Origin of the sequence: Achromobacter veterisilvae (assembly GCF_900496975.1) — a bacterium.
Lineage (GTDB): Bacteria > Pseudomonadota > Gammaproteobacteria > Burkholderiales > Burkholderiaceae_B > Achromobacter > Achromobacter veterisilvae.
Genome location: NZ_UFQC01000034.1, coordinates 37670 through 60140, shown reverse-complemented (window position 1 = coordinate 60140; position 22471 = coordinate 37670). Strand labels below are relative to the sequence as shown.

The following is a 22471-nucleotide window of genomic DNA, read 5'->3' as shown; positions in this document are numbered from 1 at the left end:
TCCCGGGTGTCAGACACCGGGTTCGATCCCAGGGCCGGCGGCCGCGCGGGCGGCCTTTTGAGGCTTACATGGTGTCTTGCGGTTTCAACCGAACGGGGGTGTCTGACACCCGGGAGCATTGGTTTCAGTCTGGACGAGCTGCTCGTACGGGTGTCAGACACTTGTGCGCTTGAGGCAAGGTGTCTGACACCCGTACGAGAAGCCTGTTCAAGCTGACGCCGGTGTTCCCGGGTGTCAGACACCGGGTTCGATCCCTGGGCCGTCGGCCGCGCGGGCGGCCTTTTGAGGCTTACATGGTGTCTTGCGGTTTCAACCGAACGGGGGGTGTCTGACACCCGGGAGCACTGATTTCAGTCCGGACGAGCGTCTCGTACGGGTGTCAGACACTTGTGCAGAGACACTTATGCAGGAGCTTCTCGTACAAGTGTCAGACACAAAAAAATAGGGACGGGCATCAGCCCGTCCCCACGCATCGGTCTCCGGGCGGCAGGCCGCCCGGGACGCGAAGATCAGTCCACTTTGGCGCCCGAGGCCTTGACCACCGGTGCCCAGCCTTCCACTTCCGACTTGATGAACTGGCCGAATTCGGCCGGCGTCGTCTTCACGCCGACGGCGCCCAGCTTCTCGAAGCTGAGTTGCACGTCCGGTTTGTCCAGCGCCTTGACCATGGCCGCGTTGAGCGTGTTCACGATCTCGGGCGGCGTGCCGGCCGGCGCGATCAGGCCGAACCACGACGACACGTCGAAGTTGGCGAAGCCCGCTTCCTTCATCGTGGGCACGTCCGGAGCGCTCTTGGAGCGTTCGGTGGTCGTCACGGCCAGGGCGCGCAGCTTGCCCGATTGCACGTGCGGCCAGGACGAAGGCATGTTGTCGAACATGAACTGCACCTGTCCGCCGATCAGGTCGGTCACGGCCGGCGCGCTGCCCTTGTACGGGACGTGCAGCACGTCGATGCCGGCCTGCATCTTGAACAGTTCACCCGCCATGTGGATGGAGGTGCCGCTGCCCGACGAGGCGAACGCCAGCTTGCCGGGGTTCTTCTTCGCGTAGTCCACCAATTCCTGCACCGACTTCACGGGCACCTGGGGGTTCACCACCAGGATGTTCGGCACCTTGGCGCCCAGCGCCACCGGCGTGAAATCCTTGGTCAGGTCGAAATTGACGTTCTTGTACAGCGTCTGGTTGATGGCGCTGGTCACGGCCACGAACAGCAGCGTGTAGCCGTCGGGATCGGCGCGCTTCACCTGGTCGGTGGCGATGTTGCTGCCGGCGCCCGGCTTGTTCTCGACCACGAACGACTGGCCGAGGCTCTCGGTCAGTTCCTTGGCCATGATGCGGGCGATCACGTCGGTGGTGCCGCCGGCGGAAAAGCCGACCACGATGCGTACGGGCTTGTCAGGGTAGGCGGCATGGGCGGAGCCCATGGCGAATGCGCTTGCGGCGGTAGCCAGAAGGGTGGCGGCGAAACGCCGCAGGCCAGGCTTTTGACCTGTAGTCATAGTGTCTCCGTGCAGGTACTGTCCACGAAATGGACGATTCGAATTATTGGATGACGCATTTTGATCTATACACCGGCACCGCATCAAGGTAGAGTCCACGGTACGGACAATGGTTTTCCCTTGACCGTTCCGGAATAACCCCTAGTTTTCAGAGATTTACATGCAAGACAGCGACGCCGCGGCCGCAGGCCCACGCACATTGCGGCGCGGACTGGCCGTCCTGGCCGCCCTGCGGGACCAGGGGCCCGACGGCCTCAGCGTGACCGATATCGCGCGCCTGACGGGCATCCAGCGCCCCACCATCTATCGCCTCCTGGCCGCCCTGCTCGACGCCGGCCTGGTGCTTCCCGTGGCCGGCACCAAGAAGTACCGCGCCCAGTTGGCGGTGGACCCGGACACGCGCTCGCGCGATCCGCGCGTGCGCCAGTTGCTGCCGGTGCTGCGGCGCCTGGCCGACCGCACCGGCGACGCGGTGTTCCTGGTGGTGCGCGACGATGACGACTCGATCAGCCTGCATCGCGAGATCGGCAGCTACCCCGTGCAGATCCTGGCCACCTACGCGGGCAAGCGGCAGCCGCTGGGCGTGGGCTCGGGCGGCATGGCCTTGCTGGCCGCACTGCCCGACGACGTGGCGCGCGGCATCGTCGAACGCAATTCCGGCAGGCTGGACGAATACGGCGGCATGACGCCCCAGGAAATGTACCGCCTCATCGACAATACCCGCGCCCGCGGCTACTCCGTGGTCGGCAACCATGCGGTGCGGGGCGCGCTGGGCGTGGGCTGCGCGCTGCTGGACGCGCAGGGCGCGCCGCTGCTGGCGGTCAGCGTCACGGCCATCATCGACCGCATGCCGGCCCAGCGCCAGCGCGAGATCGCCGGCTGGATCAAGGCCGAATTGGCGCGCCTGGCCGTACAGGCCTGACGCTCACTGCCTGCCTGCTTGTGCGAGCCCCCTCGTTTCCCGGAAAGAACGCCGTCGTTCACGGCCGCAAAAAAAAACGGGCGCCCGCGCGCCCGTTTCCGTTCCTACCGGGATGAAGTCCGCGCTCAGGCGGCCGCCCCCGTCTTCGGGTTCTGGATTTCGCGCAGCGGGATCGGCGGCCGGAAGCCGGAGGCCTCGAGTTCGCTGCGGATCTGCTGGTAGAGACCCCAGCGCAGGTCCCAGTACTTGCTCGCCTCGGCCCACACGCGCACGTTCACGATGACGCCGTTTTCCTTGTAGTCGAACACCTTTACCTGAGGCTCGGGCGTCTTCAGCGCGTCCTGACGGGCGTCCACCAGCGCCTTCAGCTTGGCCAGCACCGCGTCCAGGTCGTCGCCGTAGCGCACCGGCACCGGGATATCCAGGCGGCGCGTCTTGTTGCGGCTGTAGTTGATGATGGTGGCGTTCCACACCGTGCTGTTGGGCAGGGTGACGTGGATGCCGTCCACCTGGACCAGGCGGGTCAGGAAGAGACCGACCTCTTCCACCGTGCCGTCCGAGCCCGAGCTCAGCGCCACGTACTCGCCGGCGCGTATGGGACGCAGGATCAGCAGCATGATGCCGGCCGCGATGTTCTGCAGGGTGCCTTGCAGGGCCAGGCCCACGGCCAGGCCGGCGGCGCCCAGCACGGCGATCAGGCTGGCCGTCTGGACGCCGAAGCGCGCCAGCACCGCGATCACCGTGAAGATGCGCACCGTCCAGACGACGGTGCTGTAGAACATGGGGACGATCGTGGGATCGATCTTGCTGGACCGCGACGCGGCCCGGCGCACCCAGCGCCCCAGCAGGGACGACACCCACCAGCCGATGACGAGGATCAGCAGGGCGACGAGCAGATTGGCGCCCAGGTCCACCAGCCTGGGAGCCCAGGCGCTAAATTCTTTCAAGGCTTCTTCCATGGAATCTCCTGCGTAAATGTTGCCAGCGCGATGTTGCTTGCCCGGGACCGGCCCGTGGGCAGGGAGGGCAAAAAAAAGCGACCGAAAACTTTATCAGATGCGGCTTGCGCACAGGGCCGCGGCGCGGCCCTGTTGTGTCAAGGTTTGTAAGAAGACCGCTCAGGCCGCGGCCGCGACCTTGCGGAAATGGTTGTCCCAGGACAGCTCGCGCGACGGCGCCAGGAGCGGTTGCTTTTCCGCGCCCGATGCGTCGACGCGCAGCATCGCGCCCAGTCCGCTGCTGAGCAGAAAGCCCTGGTCCGCCGCCGGAGCCACGCCGCAGCCGTCGGCCAGCTCGGTCGTGCCCAGGCAGCGGCCGCTGGCCGCGTCCCAGTAGATCACCTGCCCGCCCACCGGACTGGAGGTCGCGACGACAGCGCCGGCGGCGTCCACCGCGACCGAGCCGACGTAGTTGCGCATCTGGCGCAGCGCCTGCGCCGGCCCTTCGAACAGTTCCAGCCGGCCGCCCCGCCGGTGCCGGCCCACCAGCGCCGGACGGTCGGCCGCGGGCCCCATGTACTGGCAGCCGAACCAGACGCTGCCGTCGGCGGCCAGCGCAAGATGGCGGATCGACAGGCGGTGCAGCGCGGGCTCGAATTCGGCTTTTTCCAGCAGTTCGCCGCTGGCCGCGTCGATATAGGCCAGCGACGGCCGCATCGTGTCCAGGTTGAGTTCCAGCTTGCCGTAGTCGGGATGGGTCAGGATGCCGCCATTGGCCACGCAGAGGGTCTTGCCGTCGGGCATCAGTACGACCTCGTGCGGACCGATGCCGCCGGTGTCGAACTCGCCGACGCGGCGGTAGGCGCCGCCGGGCGAGGCGTCGTACAGCCCCAGCACGCCGCGGCCGGCCTCGAAGTCGTTTTCAGTGGCAGCCAGCAGCCGGCCGCCGTCCACGTAGGCCCCATGGCCGAAGAAGTGCCGTTCGTCATGCAGCGGCAGCGCCTCTGGATCGCCCTTTCCGTCCAGGGAGAACGCCAGGCCGAAAAAGCCCGGCTGGCGTCCGAACACGACGGCGCGCTGGCCGGCGGGGTCGATGGCGAAGCTGTGTCCGCGCGCGGGCATCGGCACCACCAGCCGGTCGCGCCCGGCCTCGTCCAGCAGCACCGCTTCGTCGCGGCCGCCGCGCTTGCGCGCGCTCAGGTACAGCGCCGCGCCGTCCTCGGGCGCGGCGGCCAGGGCGGCGCCGGGGGCCACGCCCAGCGCGGCCGCCAGCGACAGAAAGCGGCGCCGGTCAATCGCCATCGAGCGCATTGAATCCGATCATGACGCCCAGCGCGGGCGCCAGGTCCTGGTCGACGATGGCCTTGGCGTTCTTGAGGGTCAGCGACGCCAGCGTCAGCAGCCGTCGCCCCTCCTCTTCCGCCAGCGCCGGCTCCAGCGGAACCGGCACCGCCCGCAGCGTTTGCGCCGCGCTGGCCAATTCGCCTCGGACGGACGCATCCATCCAGGCATCGCCCGCCGGCAACGGGTAGGCGCCCGCCAGGTAAAAGGCTTTCAGGCCGTCCACGTTGGCCGCCAGCAGGCGGGTGGACAGCTTGCTGCGCCAGAACGCCGCGCGCTTGGGACGCGCCGCCGCGGCGGTATCGCCCAGCACCGGCACGATCTTGACGTCCCGCGCGAACTGCAGGCCGGTCGACAGGGCCTTCATGGCCTCGGCCGCCACCTCCTGCGGATCGCGGTACAGGTCGTTGTCCGCCTGCGGATGCGCGAACTGGCGGCCGAAGTCGCCCTGCGCGCTCCAGGCCTGGGCCACGTCCCGCGAGATCGCCGCGACGTTGGCGGCGACGGCTCGCGCGTAGCCGCAGGCATAGGCGAAGCCGGGCGCCCCGCCCTGTTCGAGCAGCGCCGGTTCGCCGTAAAGCACGTATTCCAGCGCGGGCAGGCCCTGCACCGCCACGCTGCGGCCCGACAGGGCCCCGGGCTTGAGCAGCGCGTCGTCCTGCGCGGCGATCAGCGCCTGCACCTGCTTGGGCATCACCCCGCGGGTGTCGGGCCAGAACGCCAGGCGTTCATAGCGGTTGGCCTGCACCAGCGGCCCGAAGCGCAGGATTTCGACGCCGGACCAGGCCAGCGCCAGCGTCTCGAACGCCTCGCCGACGCGCGCGGCCCCGGCCGCGCCGGGCTGGGCGCACCAGCCGCCCAGCGCGCCGTCCAGCGCCGAGGCGGCATCCACCATCTTCGCGACGGCCGGACGGGCGTAGTCACGCGCCAGCCGTTCGCCCAGGTCGGCGGGCAACCCCGCGCCCGCGGCCCAGGGCGCCGCCCCGGCCATCGCCGCCGCGGCGGCCAGCTTCAATACACGCTTGGCTAGTCCGGCCATCACAGCGACTCCAGGAAACGGATCAGATCGGCGCGCTCTTCGGGCGTCATTTCCACGACGCGGTCGCGCGCGGGCTTGGCCACGCCGCCATGCCACAGCACGGCTTCCAGCAGGCTGCGGGCGCGCCCGTCATGCAGCCAGGTGGCGTTGGGATTCACGGTCTTGGTCAGGCCGATGCCCCACAGCGGCGGCGTGCGCCATTCGCGGCCATTGGCCTCGCCGTCGGACACGCCGTCCGCCAGGTCGTCACCCATGTCGTGCACCAGCATGTCGGTGTAGGGCCAGATCAACTGGAAGCGGTGCTCGGGCTGCTTGGCGTTGCGGCTCGTCACGTACTTGGGCACGTGGCAGGCGACGCAATTGGCTTCGTAGAACAGCTTCTTGCCCGCCAGCACGCGCGCGTCGTCGGCGTCGCGGCGCTGCGGCACGGCAAGATTGGTGGAATAGATGGTGACGAAGTCCATCAACTTGCCCGGCACCTCTTCCGCGCCGAAGCGCGGCTGCGCGCCATGCGGCATGTCCAGGCACTGCGGCTGCGCGGCCGTGCAGTCGCCCGAATGCCTGGGAAACAGCGGCGTCGACAGGCCCATGTCGTTCGAGAAGGCCGAGGCGCTCTGCTGCTCCACCGTGGGCTGCCCGGCCTTCAGATTGAAGCGGCCCAGCACGCGCTTGCCGGTGCGGACGTCGGTCACCCAGTTGGCCTTGCCGACGATGCCGTCGCGCTTGTCCGCGCCCACGTTGGCCAGGATGTCGGCCTCGTGGATGGATTCGAGCAGGCCCAGCCCGATCATGGGCGGCGCCAGCCGCGGCGAGATCTGCGTGTCGGCGCGCATGGGGCCGTAGCCCAGGTTTTCGATGCGGTATGCCGGCTTCATCAGGGTCGCGGTCTCGCCCCCGTTGAGCGCCACCGGGACCGGCTCGTACTCGATCTCCATGCGCCCTTCGGCGGGCAGGCCCGCCACCGCGAAGTTCTGGAGCTGCACGCCGTACACCGGTTCGGGCAGGGACGCGATCTCGCCGGCGGCAAGCCTGGGATGGCCGCGGTCCGGCCCCTGCGGCACGGCCAGGCGCAGCAGCAGCGCCACGGCATCCGTGCGTTCCAGCGGATCGAACCCGGGCACGGTGCCGCGTCCGTCCTTGGTATGACAGGCCTGGCAGGACCGCGCGTTGAACAGCGGCCCCAGCCCGTCGGAAGCCTGCGTGGACGCCGGCGCCGACACCCAGTCCTTGCGGAACAGGCCGTTGCCGACCTGGAATTCCTGGCGCCCCTCGAAGCTCATGTTGGCCGAGGGCTGGGAAAAGATGTCGGCGTTGATGAGCTTGTTGGTGGTGGCCGCCCCGGCCTGCATGGTCTCGAAGGTTTCCGCCTTCGAGAAATCCCGCGCGGGCGCGGTGATGGCGGTCACGCGTTTCTGGTCTTCGGGCGTCAGATCGTCGCGCCCGGCGGGCGCGGCGGGTGCTGCGGCGGCGACGGCATGCGCCGACGCCGCCAGTACGGCGGCTAATGCGAATTTCACTTGAATACGGCGTCGGGTTTATCCAGGCTGTCGGAACCTTCGATGGCGACCTTGCCCAGATCCAGCAGCGCGATCACGCGCTCGAGGCTGCGCGTCTGGTCGACCAGGCGGTCGATGGCGGCCTGCACCACGGCGTTGCCTTCCTTGTTACCGTCCGCGATCATCTGGTCATAGGTTTCCACCGTTTCAGCGCGCGTCTTCATGGCCTGCATGGCGGCCACCGTGGCGTCCAGCTTGGCGCGCACTTCGGCGTCGAGCTTGGCGTCCTTGGCCTTGACCAATTCGGACAGGCTGGCGCCCGACACCTTCTTGCCGTCGACGCGGGTATAGGAACCCAGGTAGACGTTGCGGATGCCGATCTGGTCGTAGTAGTGCGAGTTGTGCGTGTTGTCCGAGAAGCAGTCGTGCTCTTCCTCGGGGTCGTGCAGCATCAGGCCCAGCTTCATGCGTTCGCCGGCCAGCTCCCCGTAGGACAGGCTGCCCAGGCCCGTCAGCATGGCGATCAGGCCCGCCTTGGGATCTTCCTCGACGGCCTTGCGCGCGGCGCCGTCCTTCTTCCAGTTGCCGACCATTTCTTCCAGGTCGGTCACCAGCAGGTCGGTCACGGCCTTCAGGAATTCGATGCGGCGCTCGCAGTGGCCGCCGGTGCACTGCTTGGGATCGAAATCCGTGTGCGGACGGTTGCCCGAGTGGCGCTCTTGCGGAGTGCCCTTGCGGTCGGCCGGCGCCGCGCCGGTGCCGTTCAGGTCCTGGCCCCACAGCAGGAACTCGATGGCGTGGTAGCCGGTGGCCACGTTGGCTTCGTTGCCGTCGGCCTCATGCAGCACCTCGGACAGCAGCTCGGGCGTGATCTTGCTGACGTCGACCGTCTTGCCGCCCACCGAAATCTTGGAATTGGCGATGACGTTGACCGCGTAATAGGCGTTCTCGTCGTTCTCGGTGCCGTAGGAAGCGTCCACGTAGTCGATCAGGCCCTCGTCCAGCGGCCAGGCGTTCACGCGGCCTTCCCAGTCGTCGACGATGGGGTTGCCGAAGCGGTAGGCCTCGGTCTGCTGGTACGGCACGCGGGCGGCCAGCCAGGCTTCGCGCGCGGCCTTCAGCGTATCGGCGCTGGGCTTGGCGATCAGCGCGTCGATGGCGTCGCGCAGCGCCTTGGCGGAAGTCAGCGAATCTTCGTAGCCAGCCAGCGCCAGGTCCGAATACGTGGCGACCACGGCCTTGGGTTCGACGGCGGCCTGGGCCGTGCCTCCGAACACCGCGGCGGCCAACACCGCTCCCAATAGCAACTTGCGCATCGACTTTCTCCCGTAACTTGGAACGGGGCCCGCCCCCGCGGCGGTCCGTTCCGACTTGAATTTTGTGGATGCGAGTGTAAACAATTTTCGTTTGAAATTCAGGAGGAATTCAGATACCTGACGTTTTTTTGAACGCCTCCGCCCCCCTCGGCCCAGGGGCCGTGCGCCCCTCCGGGCGTCTTCGCGCCCGGCGAAACCGCGGGCCGGCGGCCCGGCAGCGGCATGCCATGGCGGCCGGCCGGACGCGCAGGGTTGCGTCCCCTTCCATGGTGCGCCGTGCACCAATCTGGCCCATGGGCGGCACCATGCCAAGGCCCGCGCGTCCGCCTGCCGGCGCCAACGCCGTCGGCAAGCGTGTTGGCACGGGTATTGCTTGATGGGTGGTATGCAAGCTTGTCCACAAGCCCCATTCCCGCAGACCAGGAGTCCCACATGCTCAACCGCAACGCGCCCTATGCCTTCAACGCCACCCGCCGCCGGCTGATCCAAGGGGCCGCGCTGGGGGCCGCGACGCTGGCCGCGCCGGCGCTCGCGCAAGCGCAATCGGGCCCGGTCATCCGCATCGGCTTCTGGCCGGTCGCGGCGGGCCTGCCCTTCTACGCGGCCCTGGAAAAAGGCTATTTCAAGGAAGCCGGGCTGAACGTCGAGCCGCTGAAGTTCGCGGGCGCGCAGCAGGTCATGGAAGCCATGCTCGCCGGCCGCGCCGACGGCAGCGCCAACGGCACCGGCTCGGCCAACCTGGCCATCGGCGAGATCGCCTCGCCCGGCCTGTTCAAGATTTTCGCGTCCAACCCCAGCAACGCCAGGAACGTGCTGGACGAGTTCATCGTCGCGAAAGACAGTCCCATCGAATCCATAGCAGACCTCAAGGGGAAAAAGGTCGGATCTGGACCCGGCATCCAGAATGCCACGCTGGCCAAAGCAGTGCTGGAGCGCGCCGGCGCAACCGGGGCAACCGTGGTCGAACTGGCGATCAGCCAGCACGTCGCCGCGGTTGCCGCCGGCCAGTTGGACGCCTGCTACACGCTGGAGCCCACCGGCACCGTCGGCCGGCTAAACGGCACCACCCGCGTGCTGGAGGCGGGCGTCATCGCCAAATACGTGCTGGGCGACCCGATGGCGCCGTGGTTCGGCGGATCGGCGTCGCTGACCACCGCGTTCCTGAAGAAGCATCCCGAGGAAAGCAAGCGGTTCATCGCCGCCTATGCCCGCGGCATCGAACTGATCCGCAGCAAGCCCGAAGAGGCGCGCCCCTTCATGAAGGGCTATACCGCGATCGAAGGCCCGATGACGCAGGAAGTGCCGCTCGCGGCCTACACGCTCTACAACGAATTCACCCCTGGCGACATCCAGTACTTCCAGAAGTTCTTCGACCTCTTCGCCGACAAGGGCGTCTTCGCGCAGAAGGTCGACGTCTCCTCCATGCTTTACAAGGGCTGAGCCATGGGCGCCACCGCAATCACCGCCGCCCCCGGGACGAAACGGCCGGCGCGCCGGTTCGACGCCGCGCGCCTGCTGCCGCTGATCGGCCCGCTGGTTCTGTTCGCGATTTGGGACCTGGTGGTGCGCCTGCACCTGGTCAGCCCCGTCCTCCTGCCCACTCCCGCGGCCGCCATCGCGGCGCTGGCCAAGGGCATGGCCGGCGGCCCGCTGCTGGGCGACTTCCTGTCGTCCCTGAACCGCACCCTGCAGGCCTTCCTGATCGCGGGCGGGATCGGCGTGCCGCTGGGCGTGCTGCTGGGCAGCAGCGAAAAGGCCTACCGCAGCGTCGAGTTCCTGGTGGACTTCTTCCGCTCCACGCCGTCATCGGCGCTGATCCCGCTGTTCCTGATGATTTTCGGCGTGACCGACATGAACAAAATCGCCATCGCCGCCTTCGCGGCGGTGCTGGTGATCCTGTTCAACAGCGCCTACGGCGTGATCAACGCGCGCAAGCAGCGCGTCATGGCGGCGCGCGTGATGGGCGCATCGCGCTGGCGGATCTTCAAGGACGTGCTGATCTGGGAAAGCCTCCAGCCCACCTTCGTGGGCCTGCGCAGCGGCGTCTCGATGGCGCTGGTCATCGTGATCGTGGCGGAAATGTTCATCGGGTCCGACAGCGGGCTGGGCAACCGCATCATCAACGCGCAGCAGGTGCTGAACGTGCGCGACATGTACGCCGCGATCCTGGCGGCCGGCGCGCTCGGCTACGTGCTGAACATCCTTTTTCTCGTGCTGGAAAAGCGCGTCGTCCATTGGAGCGGCCGGTAAATGTCCACCGTCATCAATCCCATCATCGCCCCCGCCCCGCCCGGCGCGCCGTTCGCGCCAGGTCCGCTGGGCACGCACATCACCATCCGCGGGCTGACCAAGTATTTCGCCGGCTGGCCGCTGTACGAAGACTTCGACCTGGACATCCCCAAGGGCAAGATCGTGTCCGTCTTCGGGCCCAACGGCTGCGGCAAATCCACGCTGATCAACATGATCGCGGGCCTGATACCGGTGGATTCGGGAGAAATCCTGTTCGACGGCAAATCGCTCGCGCAGACGAAGATCGGCTATGTCTTCCAGAACTACCGCGAGGCCATGTTCCCGTGGCTGCGCACCATCGACAACATCGCCTATCCCCTGCGCCTGGAAGGCCGAAGCAAAGCCGACGTGGATGCCCGCGTGGAAGAGCTGGTGGCCTCGTTCGACGTCAAGTTCGACCTGAAACGCTACCCCTACGAGCTGTCCGGCGGACAGCAGCAGACCGCGTCCATCATGCGCGCGCTGGCGCCGGGACCCGAGGTGCTGTTCCTGGACGAGCCCTTTTCCGCGCTGGACTTCGAGATGACGTTGTTCATCCGCGAAAAGCTGCAGGAAGTCTTCATGCGGACGGGCACCACCATGCTGCTGGTGTCGCACGACCTGGAGGAAGCCGTGTACCTGGCCGACCAGGTCCTGCTGCTGACCAAGCGCCCCACCCGGGTGGCGGAGATCCTGGACTACCGGGACGCCCGCCCGCGCACCGTGGAAACGCTGTCCGAGCCCAGCTTCGTCCAGATGAAGAAGCTGAGCCTGGAAATCTTCCAGCGCGAAGTGCGCAAGTAATCCGTCCGGCCACCGGAGAACCGCCATGACCCAGGAAACCATCGACCAATACGTGCGCAGCGCGCTGGCGCTTGCGGGCTATGCCTTGCGCGAGCCCGCCACGGCCGACATCGTGCAGCAGTTCTCGCGCATCCACGAAATCGCCGCGAGCTTCGTGGACGAACCCCTGTCCGCGGACCTGGAATCCGCCTCGGTGTTCCGCCCGTGAACGGACCCGCGCAAGACATCGCCCATCTGGTCCGCAGCGGGCGGCGCAGCGCCCTGGCGGTGCTGGAAGCCGCCCTGTCCCGCGTGCGCGAGCGCGATGCGCGCTACAACTGCTTCACCGCCATCACCGAGGGCCGCGCGCGGCAGGAAGCGGCGGCCATCGACGCGCGCCGCGCCCGCGGCGAACCGCTGCCGCCGCTGGCGGGCGTCCCCTACGCCGTGAAGAACCTGTTCGATATCGCCGACGAAGTGACGCTGGCGGGCGGGAAAGTCAATGCCTCCAATCCCCCGGCGCGACGCGACGCCAGGCTGGTCGAGCGCATGCGCGAAGCCGGCGCGGTGCTGGTCGGGGCCTTGAACATGGACGAGCACGCCTACGGTTTCACCACCGAGAATTCCCATTACGGCGCCTGCCGCAACCCCCACGACCCTTCGCGCATCGCGGGCGGATCCTCGGGCGGCAGCGCCGCCGCCGTCGCGGGCGGCCTGGTGCCGCTGGCGCTGGGCTCGGACACCAATGGATCCATCCGCGTGCCCGCCTCGCTGTGCGGGGTGTTCGGCCTGAAGCCCACCTACGGCCGGCTGTCGCGCGCCGGCTCCTTCCCCTTCGTCGGCAGCCTGGACCACCTGGGGCCGTTCGCGGCCAGCGCCGCCGACCTCGCCGCGGCCTACGACGCGCTGCAGGGCCCGGACCCGGACGACGTCGCCTGCGCCCAGCGCGCCGCCGAGCCCGTCCTGCCCGCGCTGGACGAAGGCCCGCGCCGCCTGCGCGTGGCCGTGCTGGGCGGCTACTTTTCGGAATGGGCCGGACCGCAAGCCCGCCGCGCCGTCGAGATCGCCGCGAGCGCGCTGGGCGCCGTCGCCAGCGTCGAGCTGCGGGGCGCCGCCCAGGCTCGCGCCGCCGCCTTCGTCATCACCGCGGCGGAAGGCGGCGCGCTGCACCGCCGCAGGCTCGTCACGCATTACGACTACTACGAACCCCTTTCGCGCGACCGGCTGGTCGCGGGCAGCCTGGTGCCGGCGGCCTGGACGCAGCACGCGCAGCGCATCCGCCACCGCGTCTACCGCGAAGCGCTGGCGCTGTTCGAGGACTACGACGTGCTGATCGCGCCTGCCACGCCGGTTCCGGCCACGCCCATCGGCGCGGACTGGCTGGAGCTTGCCGGCAAGCGGATGCCGGCGCGCGCAAGCATGGGGATCCTGACACAGCCGGTTTCCTGCATCGGCCTGCCTGTCTGCACCGCGCCGATGTGGCCGGGGACCGGGCAGGACGGCCACCTGCCGCTGGGCGTGCAACTGATCGGCGCGCCCTGGCGCGAGGCCGACTGCCTGCGCGCCGCCCTGGCCCTGGAACAGGCGGGCGTGGCGCGAACCCTCCCACTTTGAACCGCAACGCCGAGACACCACATGGAAACCGCCTTCGCCGCGATCGACATCCCCCGCACGCTCGCCGACACCGTATACGGCACGCTGAAACGGGACATCCTGGAATTCCGCCTGGCGCCGGGCGACCGCTTCACCGAGACCGAGGTCGCCGACCGGCTGCAGGTCAGCCGCACGCCGGTGCGCGAGGCGCTCTTCCGCCTGGAACGGGAAGGCTACCTGGAAGTGCGGCAGCGCAACGGCTGGCTGGTCAAGCCGCTGGACTTCAATACGCTGGACCATTTCTACGAGTTGCGCAGCGTGCTGGAAGCGGCCGCGGTGCAGACGATCTGCGCCCCCGGCAAAGACGCCGGCCCGCTGCGGGCGCTGGCGGACCTCTGGCTGGTGGACGCGCACGGGCGTTCCACCGATTGCGAATGGCTGGCCGACCTGGACGAGCGTTTCCACATCGATCTGGTCGCCGCGGCGGGCAACCCCGAAATATCGCGCGTGCATCGCGCCGCCACGGAACGCATCCGCATCGTGCGGCGGCTGGATTTCACGCAGCCCGACCGCATCGGCAAGACCTACGAGGAACACGGCGCGATCCTCGGCGCGGTGCTGGACGGCGACGCCGAGCGCGCCGTGGACCTGCTGCGCGCGCATATCCTGGACAGCCAGGCCGCCGTGCGCAAGATCACGCTGCACCGCTTGTATTCCACGCGCCAGGCAAGGGCCGCGTGATCGCGGCTCCTGGCGGCCGCCGGCAGGCCGTCAGCCGGCGCGCAGCCAGCGTTGCAGCATCCGCGACACAAGCGGTATGCAGACGAACACCATGACGGGCGTCAGGGCCACGCTGGTGACCAGGACGCGCCAGAAGACGGGCAGGACGTTCAAGTGGTCGCTCGCGAATACGGAAAACGCGAGCAGCACCGGGAAATAGGCCAGCCAGATGCTGACCGCCTGCTTCCAGCGGGGCGGCGCGCTGAGCCTGGGCGCGAACCAGCCGTCCGTGCCGCTGGCGCGGCGGGCGTGGCTGGCGCGCACCAGCGCCGTGCCGCGCTCCAGCCACATGCGGCGCGGCAGCGAGTTCTCCCAACGGTTCAGGCTGGCCTCGTCGGCGAAGCGCAGCACGATCTGGTACTGGTCCCCGCCCTCCGGCGGCTGCAGCACGCCCGACCCGAGGAACCCCGGAAAGCCGGCCGCCAGGATCTCTCCCTGGCGCATCCAGGACAGGAAGTCGCTGTAGCGCTCGGGCGCAATGTGCCGGGTGACCAGCATGGTGACAGGGGCGGGAACGGCGGAACTGGACATGGCGGAACTCCTGGGGCAGCGTGCAGCGTGTTATGCGGTGTCTGCAAGCAAGCGGCGTGCCAGCCCCGCGGCGGCGAGTTCCCCGGGGGCTGCGGCCATCGCGCCGGCCGCCGCGCACCGCGCCGCACCCCATCGTGGTGAAGGCGTCCGCGGCGGGCACCACGGCGGTGCGAACGGCGCAGTCGCCGCGGACATCGGCGCGTCATCTTGCTGAATAACCATATGCGCGATCCGCATTGAGCCCGAGTGCGGACAGGTCTACACTGGGCGTTCCCTTCCACCGCTTGGAGCATGCGCCCCATGAGCACCTACAAGATCGCTGTTTTCGTCGGAAGCCTGCGCGCCGCCTCGTTCAATCTGCGACTGGCCCGCGCACTGGAAAAACTGGTGCCCGCGGACTTCAAGTTCGACTATGTCAGCCTGGGCGACGTGCCGCTGTACAACCAGGACAATGAAAACAACCTGCCCGCTCCCGCCGCCAAGCTCAAGCAGCAGATCGCGGACGCGCAGGGCATCCTGTTCGTCTCGCCCGAGCACAACCGCTCGGTGCCCGCCGCCATCAAGAACGCCATCGACTGGGGCTCGCGCCCGTGGGGCCAGAACTCGTGGACGGGCAAGGCCGTCGGCATCGTCGGCACCTCGCCCAGCGCCGCCGGCACCGCCTTGATGCAGCAGCACCTGCGCAACATCCTGGCCGCCGAAGGCGCCAACGCGCTGACCACGCCGGAAGTCTTCCTGCAATACACGGAAGGCCTCATCGACGACCAGTACAACATCACCAACGAAGGCACGCGCAAGTTCCTGCAAGGCTGGATCGACCGCTACGTGGATTGGATCAAGAAGTTCAACGCCTGATCGCCGCCGCTGCCGGCCAGGGGCTGCGCTCCGGCCGGCAGGGATCGCCTGCCCTACCTCCAGGCGATCACGCCCCCCGATACGTCGGGGGGCTTTTTTTGGTTCATCGCCGGCGGCGTGAACCTCAAGACAGCGCGGAGTGTCACCCATGTCTCCGCACACCTGTCACCCATGTCCCCGCACAGCGTGGAGCCTCACAACGAATCGCCTGTTGAATGGCCTCCGCAAGAATGGCCGGCCCGCCGCCGGGCCGCCCCAAGGCGGGCCAGCCCCCTCGGGGGGCAGCAAGCGAGCGAAGCGAGTGCGGCGTGGGGGCCCTTCCACTTATCCCCGCCAACTGTGGAGAAGGTTGAGGACAGCCTTGGGGCAGAACCAAAATCCCCTGTTCCGCCAAGCACTTGCAAGGCGCGGTCAAAAAATGCGCAATCCTGCTTTTGGATGATTTCCGGCGCACTTATCCACTGAAATCCGGGCCGCGGCCCCGGACTGGCCGCGCGCCCGGCGACGATGTGGATTTGTCCCCGCGTTCTGTGGAAAAGCATGAGGACAGTATGAGGGCAGGTCGGGATTCCCCTTGCATATCAAGGGCCTGCAAGGGGTGGTCAAGAAAGGCCCAAACACCATGGCGCGGCCTCGCGGTTGTCCCCGGGAAATGTGGATAAGCCTGAGGACAGTATGCGGGTACTCCCCAAAAGCCCTTATGGACCAAGGACTTGAAAGCGCCGGGCAAGAAACGCGCAACGCCGCGCGTTCGCCCGGATGCGCGCGGGGCCGCGGCGCGCGCGCCGCGACCGGACCCCGCTTGTCCCCATCGAATGTGGACAAGCCTATGAACAGTCCGATAACAAGCTGAAAAAGCCCTTATCCGACAATCACTTGGAAGCCGTGCTCAAGAAAGGAGCAGCGGATGGAAACTTAACTGTTCCCCTCCAGGCGCATGCCGATCTTCAAGCCGACCTGCCAATGCGCCACCTTGCCGTCCTTGATGTGGCCGCGCACCTCGGTGACTTCGAACCAATCCAGATTGCGCAGGGTTTCGGACGCGCGCTCGATGGCCTGCGAGATGGCGTCATCGGTGGACTTGGTGGATGAGCCCACCAATTCGATTTGCTTGTAGACATGATTCGACATAGCTCGTCTCCGCGAAGGGGGTGAGTCGTGAATCGTCGGCCAGGCGGCGATGTTCCGGCGCTTACGACCGGCAATCCATTCGAACACACAGCATACGCTCACGGCGCTAGAGTGGTGTTACGAGTTCCGTCGTCGCGCCGGACTCGGCGCGCAGGCGGAATCGGCTTCCGCAACGCAAGCAAGGAGGTACCGTCATGCCTGAACGAAAAACCCTGGAACGAGCGGCGCGCGACAAACGTCAAGGAAAGTCCGCATCCACGCAGGCCGGAGAATTCGTGCGAGAGGAAATCGAACACGTGCGCGAAGGCAAGCATGGCGTGCGGTCCACCAAGCAGGCCATCGCGATCGGCCTGTCCAAGGCCCGCCGCGCCGGCGTCAAGCTGCCCGCCCCCAAGAAGGCCAGCGCCGCCACCAAGCGCAAGGCCGCGCAGGACAGCCACGCGGCCGGCGACGGACACGCCAAGTCCGCCACGCGCGCCCGGTCCACCACCACCGCGCTGAAGCGGGAAAGCACGAAGCCCGCGTCGCGTTCGGCGCTGTCCCGGCAGGCCAGCGCATCCGCCTCCAAGCGCACGGCGGCGGCCCGTTCGGCCGCGGCCAAGAAGGCCGCCGCCACCAAGGGCGCGGCCGGACGATCGGCGGCCGCCAAGAAAGCGGCCCGCACGCGCGCGGCCAATCAGCGGGCCAGCCACGCGCACTGAGCCCGCGCCCCTAGCCCGCCTCGAACTGCCTGAAGCGTTCCTGGAGGAACTCGCGCAGGCGCCTGACCGCCGGCGACAGCAGCATACGATGCACGCATAGCAGGTACAGCGGCGACGGCTCGCTGGCGTAGTCGCCCAAGGCCTCGACGAGCCGCCCCGCGCGCAGGTCGGACAAGACGTCGTAGCGCGACTTGTAGGCCACGCCATGGCCGGCCAGCGCCCAGCGGCGCACCAGTTCGCCGTCGTCCCCCACGCGGTCGCCCTTGACCGGCACCGTCAGCGTGGAACCGTCGCTGCGCTGGAACGTCCAGCGGTCGTGCAGCGTTTCGCCCAGCACGAAGGACAGGCAGTTGTGGCGGCGCAGGTCGGCGGGCGCCTGCGGCATACCGTGGCGCGCAAAATAGGCGGGCGAGGCGCAGACCACGCGGCGGTTGCGCTCGGCCAGCGGCAGCGCCACCAGTCCGGAGTCTGTCGGCGTGCCGTAGCGCACCGCCAGGTCCACCGGCTGGCGGTACAGGTCGGCCAGGCGGTCGCTGATGCGCACCTGGAAGCTGACGCGGGGATGCTCGCCCTGGAATTCGTCGAGCCAGGGCAGCAGCACGTGGCGGCCCAGGTCGGACGGAATCGACACGGACAAGGTGCCGGAGATCTCGGTCTTGCTGCGCGCCACGGCGTTCTTGCCGGCCTCCAGCGTCGAAATGGCGGAACGGGCGTATTCGAGGTAGCGCTCGCCGTCGCCCGTCAGCCTCAGGCTGCGCGTCGACCGCACGAACAGGCGCGCGTCCAGGGCCAGCTCCAGCCGCTTGAGCGCGGCGCTGGCCGCCGCCGGGGTCAGGTCCAGTTCGCGCGCGGCGGCCGAGAAACTGCCCTGGTCCGCCGCGGCCAGAAAGATCTTGAGGTCCTCGAACCGCACCATGCCGCTCTCATTTTCAACGAATGATTGAAACTGACTGCGATGCTAGCCGGTTTTTCATTGCCGCGGACTGGGTAATCATGCCTCATCCCCGACACACAAGGAGTCACCGCATGAACATCGAACTCAACGGCAAGAAAGCCCTGGTCACTGGATCCTCCGGCGGCATCGGGCTGGCGATCGCCTTCGGCCTGGCCCAGGCCGGCGCGCAGGTCGTGCTGCATGGCCGCAACGCCGGCAAGCTCGCGCAGGCCGCCGACACCATTGCCCGGCAACTGCCCTCGGCCCAGCTCGGCACCGTCCAGGCCGACCTGGCCACGGCCGACGGCGCGGCCTCGATCTCGGCCGCGCATCCCGACGTGGACATCCTGATCAACAACGCCGGCTACTTCGCGCCCAAGTCCTTCACCGAAATCACCGACGACGACTGGCAATACATGCTGGACGTGAACCTCATGAGTGGCGTGCGCCTGTCGCGCTATTACCTGCCCCGCATGCTGGCCGCCGGCTGGGGCCGCATCGTATTCATCTCCAGCGAATCGGCGGTGCAGATCCCCGCCGAAATGATCCATTACGGCGTCAGCAAGACGGCGCTCCTGGGCGTGTCGCGCGGGCTGGCCGAACTGACCGCCGGCACCGGCGTCACGGTCAACGCCGTGCTGCCCGGCCCCACGCGCTCGGAGGGCGTCTCGGAGTTCTTCGCCCAAATGGCCAAGGAGCAAGGCGTCTCGCAAGACGACATGGAACGCGACTTCATCGCCCAGCACCGCCCCACGTCGCTGCTGCGCCGCCTGGCCACCGTCGAGGAAGTGGCCAACATGGTCGTCTACGCCAGTTCCACCCAGGCCTCCGCCACCAACGGCGCCGCGCTGCGCGTGGACGGCGGCGTCGTCCGCTCCATTATCTGATCCCTATCGAGCCCTCTCCATGAAAGCCATCGCCTACTTCAAGAACCTGCCCGCCGACCATCCCGAAGCGCTGCAGGACATCACCGTCGCCGATCCCGTGCCCGGCGACCGCGACCTGCTGGTCGAGGTCCGCGCCATCTCGGTCAACCCGGTGGACGTGAAGATCCGCGCCAACCGCAAGCCCACGGACGGCCGGCCGGAGATCATCGGCTGGGACGCCGCCGGCGTCGTGCGCGCCACGGGCGCCAAGACCAGCCTGTTCAAGCCCGGCGACCGGGTCTGGTACGCGGGCGCTCTGAACCGCCCCGGCGCCAACAGCGAACTGCACGTCGTGGACGAGCGCATCGTCGGCGCCATGCCCGCCAGCCTGGATTTCGCCCAGGCCGCCGCCTTGCCGCTGACCACCATCACCGCGTGGGAACTGCTGTTCGACCGGCTGCGCGTGCTGGACAACCGCGCCCCCAGCCAGCGCAGCCTGCTGGTCATCGGCGCCGCCGGCGGCGTGGGCTCGATTCTGGTGCAACTGGCCCGCCAACTGACGGGCCTGACCGTGATCGGCACCGCGTCCCGTCCGCAGACCCAGGACTGGGTGCGCGAACTGGGCGCGCATCACGTCATCGACCACGCCAGGCCGCTGGCCGCCGAACTCAAGCGCATCGGCTTCGAACACGTCAGCGACATCGCCGCGCTGACCCACACCGACCAGCACTTCGCGCAGATCGCCGAAGCGATCGCGCCGCAAGGCAGGGTCGCGCTGATCGACGACCCCGCCGCCATCGACGTGCGCCTGCTCAAGTCGAAGTCGGCGTCGCTGCATTGGGAATTCATGTTCGCGCGGCCCTTGCATGGCACGCCCGACCTGATCGCCCAGCACGAACTGCTGACCCAGGCCGCCCGCCTGATCGACAACGGCACGCTGCGCACCACGCTGGGCGAGCATTACGGCAAGATCAACGCGGAAAACCTGCGCCGCGCCCACGCCTTCATCGAAAGCGGCAAGGCGCGGGGCAAGGTGGTGCTGGAAGGCTTCTAGCCGCGTCCTTCCCGTTTGGCACGCGCGTGGGGATCGTCGATTTCGGCTTCGAGTTCGGCGATCAGCCATTCGAACCAGCCGTTCTCGCTGCGCGCGTAGACCGCCGCGGCCGGCGTCTTGCCTTCGCGCCAGCCCGGCTGGTGCGCATCCATCCAGGCGGCCAGGCTCTTGTGCGGCGCCAGCAGGCCGGACAGCCAGGTCCAGACGTAGTCGGGCACGTTGCGGCGGAACCCCTTCGCGCAGGCGTAGATGGTGGGCTCAAGCGGCAAATTGCCGGCGCGCGCCAGCCTTGCCTGCACCCGGCGCAGCGTTTCTGCCGCGGCCTGCAATTGTTCGGTGCTGAGCTTTTTCACGTAACGACTCCCTAGACTTGGACTGCCCGGATTATCGCCGCAGGCGGCGGCGCTTTCCAAGCGCGGCGTGGATTCCCGCGCCGCCCCTTCATGAACGACCGGCGCGGGGCACGGCCAGGCCCAGCAAGGCGGTCGCGCTGAAGCGCTCGCCAGGCTCCAGTACGCGCATGCCGGTGCGCGTGTCGCCGCCGGCCGCCAGATTGAAGGCGTCCGCCACATTGGTCACCGGCTCGACGCAGAGAAACCCCGAGCCCGGAGCGGTGTACACCACCAGGTGCGCGAACGCCGGATCGGCGTGCAGCGCCAACTGATGCCCGTCCGGCCAATGCAGGGTGGCGCGCCCTTCCCACTGCGACAGATACGTATCGCAGCCCTCGGCGGACCGCCGCAGCTCGCGCACGTGGCCGACCTGGCTGCCGGCCGGCAGGCCGTCCGCGTCCGCGGGCCACAGGCGCCGCGCGTGCAGCGTGACCCGCTGCGCCGTGAAATAAGGATGCAGCCCCAGTCCGAAGGGCATGGGCGTGTCGCCCTGGTTGACGATGGCCAGCGCCACGCTCAGCCCGCGCGCGTCCAGCCGATAGCGCTGCACGCATTCGAACGGCCAGGGCCAGCCCAGCACGCCGGCCGGCTGCTCCAGCACCAGGTCGACGCTGTCCGCGGCATGGTTGCGCACCCGCCAGGCCTGGTACAGGCCCGCGCCGTGGATCGCGTGCGGACGGCCCGGCACCGACTGCAACGCATGCCGGGCGCCGTTGAAGACGAACACGCCGTCCCGGATCCGGTTGGCATAGGGCGCCAGCGGATAGGAACCCGCGCGCGGCCATTGCGCCGCGGGCCATCCGGTGGCGGTCAGCGGCACGATCCAGTCGTGGCCGCCCGTGGACAGGCGCGTCAGGCGCCCGCCGCCGTCCGGCGCGAACTCGGCCTGGTGCGCCCCGCTGGCGATGGCGATGCGCGCGCTGGCGTCCAGCGCCGCGGGAACGGGAAGATTCTGCATTGCTGTGCGGCTCCGGCGGCTAGAACAAAGACAAGGCCGCGCGCTGCGATTGTGCCGCCGGCGTCCCGCCGCCGCAAGCGCGGTTGCGGCGGCCCGGGCTTCATCCGGCCGCGGGGCGCACGCCGCACAGCGCCAGCAGATGCCCCAGCGCCGGGTTCTGGTTCGTGTCCAGCCACGCGATGCCGTGCTGCAATTTGGGCGCATCCGCGGGCAAGGGGCGAAACGCCAGGCCCTCCATGTTGAACGACTCGATATCGCGCGGGATGATGGCCACGCCGGTGCCGGCCGCGACCAGGCAAAGCAGGGTCTGGGACGCCTCGGTCTCGCGCACGACGCGCGGCATGAATCCCGCGCCCAGGCAGATCGCGTCCATGGCGTCGCGCAGATGGAAGCCCTTGCCCGAGGGATAGGCGATGAAGGGTTCGTGCGCGAGGTCGGCGATGGCCAGGTCCGCCCTGGCCGCCAGCGGGTGCGTATCGGCCAGCGCGATGGAGAACTCGCTCAGCATGAATTCGTGCGACACGATGTTCCTGCCCTCCAGGGGCAGGAAGCACAAGGCCGCATCCAGCGTGCCGTCCAGCAGCTTCAGCCGCAGTTCGCCCGTGGGCAGCGGCCCCTGGATATCGAGCGCGATGTTGCTGTACAGACGGCGGCAGTCGCGCACCAGCCCCGGCAGCCGCACGTGGCTGGCGCGCCCGGTATAGCCCAGCCGCAAGCTGCCCGTCTCGCCTCGGCCGGCCTTGCGGCAGGCTTCCACCGCGCCGTCCAGTTGCCGGAACATGGGCTGGATGCCATCCAGGAACACGCGGCCGGCCACCGTCAGCGCCACCTTGCGCGTGCTGCGCTCGAACAGCTTGACGCCCAGTTCGTCCTCCAGTTCGCGGATGCGCTGGCTCAGCGGCGGCTGCGCGATGTGCAGGCGCAGGGCGGCCCGGGTAAAGCTCAACTCGGTGGCGACGACCATGAAACTCTGAAGGTGGCGCAATTCCATCGGACGGATTCCGTAAAAGACCAACCGGAAATTAATACCCAGCAAGTATAAATAGTACGCCCATAATAAATTGGACGACACAA

General features: G+C 68.3%; 23 protein-coding genes. 11 read left to right on the top strand and 12 right to left on the bottom strand.

Going from position 1 to position 22471, the window contains the following annotated elements:
• Window positions 1-509 precede the first annotated feature (509 nt).
• Window positions 510-1499, bottom strand: a complete 990-nt coding sequence (locus tag AVE30378_RS24980; RefSeq protein ID WP_129244652.1) for a Bug family tripartite tricarboxylate transporter substrate binding protein — start codon at window positions 1497-1499, stop codon at window positions 510-512.
• A gap of 160 nt (window positions 1500-1659) precedes the next feature.
• On the opposite strand from AVE30378_RS24980, the gene AVE30378_RS24975 reads away from it, so the two are divergent.
• Window positions 1660-2421: an IclR family transcriptional regulator gene (locus AVE30378_RS24975; RefSeq protein WP_043547310.1), complete on the top strand. Its 762-nt coding sequence runs from the start codon at window positions 1660-1662 to the stop codon at window positions 2419-2421.
• A 125-nt stretch (window positions 2422-2546) separates the two neighbouring features.
• On the opposite strand, the gene AVE30378_RS24970 is transcribed toward AVE30378_RS24975, so the two are convergent.
• From AVE30378_RS24970 to AVE30378_RS24950, 5 genes are all read right to left on the bottom strand, one after another.
• Window positions 2547-3380: a mechanosensitive ion channel family protein gene (locus AVE30378_RS24970; protein ID WP_129244651.1), complete on the bottom strand. Its 834-nt coding sequence runs from the start codon at window positions 3378-3380 to the stop codon at window positions 2547-2549.
• Window positions 3381-3539: 159 nt separating this feature from the next.
• Window positions 3540-4661 (bottom strand): DUF1513 domain-containing protein, encoded by a 1122-nt coding sequence (locus AVE30378_RS24965; RefSeq protein WP_129244649.1) that lies wholly within the window; start codon window positions 4659-4661, stop codon window positions 3540-3542.
• Window positions 4651-5739 (bottom strand): imelysin family protein, encoded by a 1089-nt coding sequence (locus tag AVE30378_RS24960; protein WP_129244647.1) that lies wholly within the window; start codon window positions 5737-5739, stop codon window positions 4651-4653. The genes AVE30378_RS24965 and AVE30378_RS24960 overlap by 11 nt, the downstream gene beginning before the upstream one ends.
• A complete protein-coding gene (locus AVE30378_RS24955; RefSeq protein ID WP_129244645.1) occupies window positions 5739-7256 on the bottom strand; it encodes a di-heme oxidoreductase family protein in 1518 nt (505 codons plus the stop codon). The genes AVE30378_RS24960 and AVE30378_RS24955 overlap by 1 nt, the downstream gene beginning before the upstream one ends.
• Window positions 7253-8551: an imelysin family protein gene (locus AVE30378_RS24950; protein WP_129244643.1), complete on the bottom strand. Its 1299-nt coding sequence runs from the start codon at window positions 8549-8551 to the stop codon at window positions 7253-7255. The genes AVE30378_RS24955 and AVE30378_RS24950 overlap by 4 nt, the downstream gene beginning before the upstream one ends.
• A 432-nt stretch (window positions 8552-8983) precedes the next feature.
• Between AVE30378_RS24950 and AVE30378_RS24945 the strand changes: the two genes are divergently transcribed.
• From AVE30378_RS24945 to AVE30378_RS24920, 6 genes are read left to right on the top strand one after another with little or no spacing between them, the layout of a single operon-like run.
• The gene (locus tag AVE30378_RS24945; RefSeq protein ID WP_129244641.1) at window positions 8984-9991 is read left to right on the top strand and encodes an ABC transporter substrate-binding protein; all 1008 of its coding nucleotides are present in this window, start codon (window positions 8984-8986) and stop codon (window positions 9989-9991) included.
• A gap of 3 nt (window positions 9992-9994) precedes the next feature.
• The gene (locus AVE30378_RS24940; RefSeq protein ID WP_129244639.1) at window positions 9995-10801 is read left to right on the top strand and encodes an ABC transporter permease; all 807 of its coding nucleotides are present in this window, start codon (window positions 9995-9997) and stop codon (window positions 10799-10801) included.
• Complete coding sequence (locus AVE30378_RS24935) at window positions 10802-11623, top strand: ABC transporter ATP-binding protein (RefSeq protein WP_129244637.1); 822 nt, start codon at window positions 10802-10804, stop codon at window positions 11621-11623.
• 25 nt (window positions 11624-11648) lie between these two features.
• Complete coding sequence (locus tag AVE30378_RS24930; RefSeq protein ID WP_129244635.1) at window positions 11649-11831, top strand: DUF4089 domain-containing protein; 183 nt, start codon at window positions 11649-11651, stop codon at window positions 11829-11831.
• The gene (locus AVE30378_RS24925; RefSeq protein WP_129244633.1) at window positions 11828-13216 is read left to right on the top strand and encodes an AtzE family amidohydrolase; all 1389 of its coding nucleotides are present in this window, start codon (window positions 11828-11830) and stop codon (window positions 13214-13216) included. Before AVE30378_RS24930 ends, AVE30378_RS24925 begins: the two co-directional genes overlap by 4 nt.
• 21 nt (window positions 13217-13237) lie before the next feature.
• Complete coding sequence (locus AVE30378_RS24920; protein ID WP_129244631.1) at window positions 13238-13936, top strand: GntR family transcriptional regulator; 699 nt, start codon at window positions 13238-13240, stop codon at window positions 13934-13936.
• A 30-nt stretch (window positions 13937-13966) separates the two neighbouring features.
• Here the strand turns inward: AVE30378_RS24920 and AVE30378_RS24915 are convergent, their stop codons facing one another.
• On the bottom strand, window positions 13967-14506 hold the full coding sequence (locus AVE30378_RS24915) for an antibiotic biosynthesis monooxygenase (RefSeq protein WP_129244629.1): 540 nt from the start codon (window positions 14504-14506) through the stop codon (window positions 13967-13969).
• 300 nt (window positions 14507-14806) lie between these two features.
• Here AVE30378_RS24915 and AVE30378_RS24910 point away from each other — a divergent pair, with 300 nt between their 5' ends.
• The gene (locus tag AVE30378_RS24910; RefSeq protein WP_129244627.1) at window positions 14807-15361 is read left to right on the top strand and encodes an NADPH-dependent FMN reductase; all 555 of its coding nucleotides are present in this window, start codon (window positions 14807-14809) and stop codon (window positions 15359-15361) included.
• Window positions 15362-16276: 915 nt separating this feature from the next.
• Here AVE30378_RS24910 and AVE30378_RS24905 read toward each other — a convergent pair.
• Window positions 16277-16492: a dodecin gene (locus AVE30378_RS24905; protein ID WP_129244625.1), complete on the bottom strand. Its 216-nt coding sequence runs from the start codon at window positions 16490-16492 to the stop codon at window positions 16277-16279.
• A 194-nt stretch (window positions 16493-16686) separates the two neighbouring features.
• On the opposite strand from AVE30378_RS24905, the gene AVE30378_RS24900 reads away from it, so the two are divergent.
• Window positions 16687-17193, top strand: a complete 507-nt coding sequence (locus AVE30378_RS24900) for a DUF6496 domain-containing protein (protein ID WP_129244623.1) — start codon at window positions 16687-16689, stop codon at window positions 17191-17193.
• Between the two features lie 10 nt (window positions 17194-17203).
• Here AVE30378_RS24900 and AVE30378_RS24895 read toward each other — a convergent pair whose 3' ends face one another.
• Window positions 17204-18109, bottom strand: coding sequence for a LysR family transcriptional regulator (locus tag AVE30378_RS24895; RefSeq protein ID WP_129244621.1), 906 nt, complete (start codon window positions 18107-18109; stop codon window positions 17204-17206).
• A 110-nt stretch (window positions 18110-18219) separates the two neighbouring features.
• On the opposite strand from AVE30378_RS24895, the gene AVE30378_RS24890 reads away from it, so the two are divergent.
• Window positions 18220-19014, top strand: a complete 795-nt coding sequence (locus AVE30378_RS24890; protein WP_129244619.1) for an SDR family NAD(P)-dependent oxidoreductase — start codon at window positions 18220-18222, stop codon at window positions 19012-19014.
• A gap of 19 nt (window positions 19015-19033) precedes the next feature.
• Window positions 19034-20047 carry a zinc-binding alcohol dehydrogenase family protein gene (locus AVE30378_RS24885; protein ID WP_129244617.1) on the top strand — a complete coding sequence of 338 codons (1014 nt, stop codon included), beginning with the start codon at window positions 19034-19036 and terminating at the stop codon, window positions 20045-20047.
• Here the strand turns inward: AVE30378_RS24885 and AVE30378_RS24880 are convergent.
• The 3 genes from AVE30378_RS24880 to AVE30378_RS24870 all read right to left on the bottom strand — a co-directional run bounded on the left by AVE30378_RS24880 (window position 20044) and on the right by AVE30378_RS24870 (window position 22388).
• On the bottom strand, window positions 20044-20400 hold the full coding sequence (locus AVE30378_RS24880) for a hypothetical protein (RefSeq protein ID WP_129244615.1): 357 nt from the start codon (window positions 20398-20400) through the stop codon (window positions 20044-20046). The two genes, AVE30378_RS24885 and AVE30378_RS24880, sit on opposite strands and share 4 nt — an antisense overlap.
• A gap of 88 nt (window positions 20401-20488) precedes the next feature.
• The gene (locus AVE30378_RS24875) at window positions 20489-21397 is read right to left on the bottom strand and encodes an aldose epimerase family protein (RefSeq protein WP_129244613.1); all 909 of its coding nucleotides are present in this window, start codon (window positions 21395-21397) and stop codon (window positions 20489-20491) included.
• Window positions 21398-21497: 100 nt separating this feature from the next.
• Window positions 21498-22388, bottom strand: coding sequence for a LysR substrate-binding domain-containing protein (locus AVE30378_RS24870; protein ID WP_129244611.1), 891 nt, complete (start codon window positions 22386-22388; stop codon window positions 21498-21500).
• Window positions 22389-22471: the final 83 nt, after the last annotated feature.